The sequence below is a fragment of the Corynebacterium sp. HMSC078H07 genome (assembly GCF_001812805.1).
Classification (GTDB): domain Bacteria; phylum Actinomycetota; class Actinomycetes; order Mycobacteriales; family Mycobacteriaceae; genus Corynebacterium.
The window spans coordinates 1-3,136 of the sequence record NZ_KV810481.1 but is presented as its reverse complement, the minus strand read 5'-3'; the positions used below and the strand labels follow the sequence as shown (position 1 = coordinate 3,136).

At 55.6% G+C, this 3,136-nt stretch carries 2 protein-coding genes and 1 pseudogene; all 3 read right to left on the bottom strand.

Annotation, left to right across the window (positions count from 1 at the left end; genetic code table 11):
- A partial coding sequence (istA, locus tag HMPREF2875_RS06885; RefSeq protein ID WP_246817055.1) for an IS21 family transposase occupies nt 1–1,032 on the bottom strand: 1,032 nt, incomplete at its 3' end.
- Nucleotides 1,033–1,112: 80 nt separating this feature from the next.
- Nucleotides 1,113–2,339, bottom strand: a pseudogene (locus HMPREF2875_RS06880) (IS3 family transposase).
- A gap of 14 nt (nt 2,340–2,353) precedes the next feature.
- On the bottom strand, nt 2,354–2,932 hold the full coding sequence (locus tag HMPREF2875_RS06870; RefSeq protein ID WP_246817054.1) for a Mu transposase domain-containing protein: 579 nt from the start codon (nt 2,930–2,932) through the stop codon (nt 2,354–2,356).
- Nucleotides 2,933–3,136: the final 204 nt, after the last annotated feature.

Here is a 3,136-nt window from a genome sequence, read left to right as displayed (position 1 = left end):
CTTCCAGGATTGGTTTGTTGCCGTGTTTGCCCATTGACAGCACGTTTCTGCAGGACTGGTATGCCTGGGCCGGGATGGCTTTCGCCGCGATAAGTTCTTCGATGACTTGCGTGTTGCCGGGCCGGTTTTGCTGGCTTCGCGATAAAAGTAGTCGCTTGTCCACAGTCCACGGGTGGAGTCCATTCCAGATGGAATGTGCTCATAGTCAGTGACATAGGCCCCACGCTTATGCGAAACCTGGTGGGTTGCCACGGTTGTCCCCTGGTCAAAGACGGTCAAGACCTGGCCTGTGATGCGCACATCGACAGTGCGGCCAACAAGCTGGTGCGGGACGGAGTAGCGCACGGTTGAAACCGTGATATGGAAATCTGGGGCCACTTTCGCGCGCTTCCACTCGGTGTGTTGCCACGGGGTTGTCGGCAGGTCAGCAAGGAGATGTTGCTCATGTTCTTCAAAAAGATCCCTGCTGCTTGACTGCTGACTCCGAAACGGCACGGAGGTGTTGATCGCGTCGACTACGCCCACAATCTTTCCGTTGAGCTCGTCTAAGTCAACACACTGGTGGTCTTCAAGGGCGTGGATGATCTTGTGCGTGACGATCTTTACCGCAGCTTCCACATTCGCTTTATCCTTCGGCCGACGCGCGCGAGTGGGAAGTGCTGCTGTGTTGTAGTGCTCCAAGAACTGCTGGTAGGTGTCGTTGACCTTCCGATTCCTATCGGCAGTGCTGATCGCGTTCGACGCCGTCGACGCGTTATCGGGTACAACAACCTGGCAGACCCCGCCGAAGTAGTCAAACGCTTGACGGTGGGCATCAAGCCAAGACTGCTGCCGCTGGTCAACACACGCACAGGCAAACAGCATCCCTGAATACGGCAGCGAGGCGACGAAAATGCTGACTTTCTCACCCGGTGTGCCCGCAGGGTCGTACAGGCGCATCTTGGTCCCTGCCCAATCCACTTGCATCGTATGCCCTGGCGCGTGAGTGATCCGGGCGGTAAGCTCGGCCGCATCGACATGGGAGGCAACCAGCTGGCGGAACCGGTCGTAGCTGTAGTGCCGCTGGCCCGGCTGGGCGGGGGTGAAGCGTCCTGGGTTTAGTTCCGCTTCTTTTACGCCCCTGTGTTGATGGGCTGGGTGAGATAGTACTCGGTTTCTACTTCCTGTGGGGTGGCGTAGTCCAATGCTTCGTGAAGCCGCTTAGTGTTCCACCAATGCACCCACCGCAAGGTGGCCAGTTCGACTTCTCCGACCGACGTCCACGGGCCTTGGGCATGAATCAGTTCCGCCTTGTAGAGACCGTTGACGGTCTCAGCTAGAGCATTGTCATAAGAATCTCCGACTGTTCCCACACTCGGCCGGATTCCGGATTCGGCTAGCGCAGTGGAATACTTCAGTGACACGTACTGGCTGCCCCGATCACTATGGTGAATCAGCTGGTTTCCATGGATTCGCCCTGCAGTCGTTAACGCATGCTCCAAAGCCTCCATGGGCAGCGCATCGGTACGCATCGTTGAGCGTGTAGCAACACCAACAATCTTTCGGCTGTAGACATCCACGACAAACGCGGTGTAGGCGAATCCTGACAGGGTGCGAACGTAAGTAATGTCGGCAACCCACAGCCTTCCTGGTGCTTGTGCACGGAAGTTTCGCTGTACTAGGTCTGGGCGATGATCCGGTGTCTTCGGGCTAGTCGTTGTCACGGGGGTTCGTCCACGTCTGCGGCCGGAAACACCAGCTAGCTTCATCAGTCGTGCAGTCTTGTCGCGGCCGATATGAAAGCCTTCACGGTTCATCGCGTGCCACATTTTGCGGATACCGTAAACCGAGAAATTCTGCGCATGCACACGCTGTATCTCTGGGATGAGAAGGCTATCGCTTAAGGCTCTTGCGCTGGGAACACGTGTGGTGGCTTTGCGGTAGCCGCGTGAAGTAATGAATCCACGATCTGCTTGTTTAAGGACTCGGCAGATGGGCCCGGGCCCCAAACTGATCCTTATATGTGTCGATGTAGGAGATCATTTGGTCGTGGGTCGGTCGAGTTCCGCTGCGAAAAAAGCCGAAGCAGTCTTAAGAATCCCGTTTGCTCGCTTCAGCTCACGGTTTTCGCGGCGCAAACGCTTGAGCTCCTCTTCCATTGTTTCGCCGCCAGACGCGTCAGAGTCATCACGTGCTGAAGCGCTGTCACGATACCAAGCCCGCAACGTGTGGTGAGATACTCCAAGCAGCTCACCGACCTCCGTGTAGGCACGTTGCAGTGAGCAGGACTCCAAGCGGACCATTTCGATGATCTGATGGACCGCCTTCTCCTTGAACTCAACGGAATACTTTCTAGGCATAGTTCAATCCTTCCTTAGCTGAGGTAGGAACTAAACCCAGGACGCTTCAGTTCAGCAACAAGCTGCTCCCCGCTGAAGATGCTCACCAGTTGCGGGGTGAGTCTGACTGTTACCGATTCTCCTACCAACTGAAATGGCACTGAGTAGTACTGGTAGTCACAGGTGATGTGCCAGTTGCGATCGACTTTAAGCCGCTTATAAGACACTTCCGTAAATGGCGTCGGCGGAAGATCCCGCATCATTGGTGCCTCTTCTTGATCAAAGCGCATCTGCCGTGTTGAGCCATCAGGCCGCGTCATTGCGCTGTTGATATCGACAAGACGCTCCGCGATCGCCTCATTAAGCTCATCAAGGCTATAGAAGACCTCGTTGCTGAAGTAACCCAGGATTTTGGTGTAGGCGATTTTCACGGCACGCTCTACCGCTGCCTTGTCACGAGGCCTGCCGGGCCTAGTCGGCATAATCGTGACCCCGTAATAGTCAGCAAACGCTGCGTAGCGGTCAGTGACCATCCGGTATGTAGAGGTCTTCTTCGGCCGATAAGTCGCCGTAGAAGCATTATCCGCCCACGATGACCGCTGGTACTTTGCCAAGATAATTCAACGCCTTAACATGGCACTCAATCCACGCCGGCATCTTCTCATTCGCAGCAGCAGTAACGTACATCAACCCTGAGTACGGACTGACCGCGACAAACAATGACGCCTTGATGCGGTATCACCACTGGCCTGATCTACTACAGGCGCTTTGTCCCCGGCCCAGTCTGTTAGGACCACGGATTTAGTAACGCCGTGGTG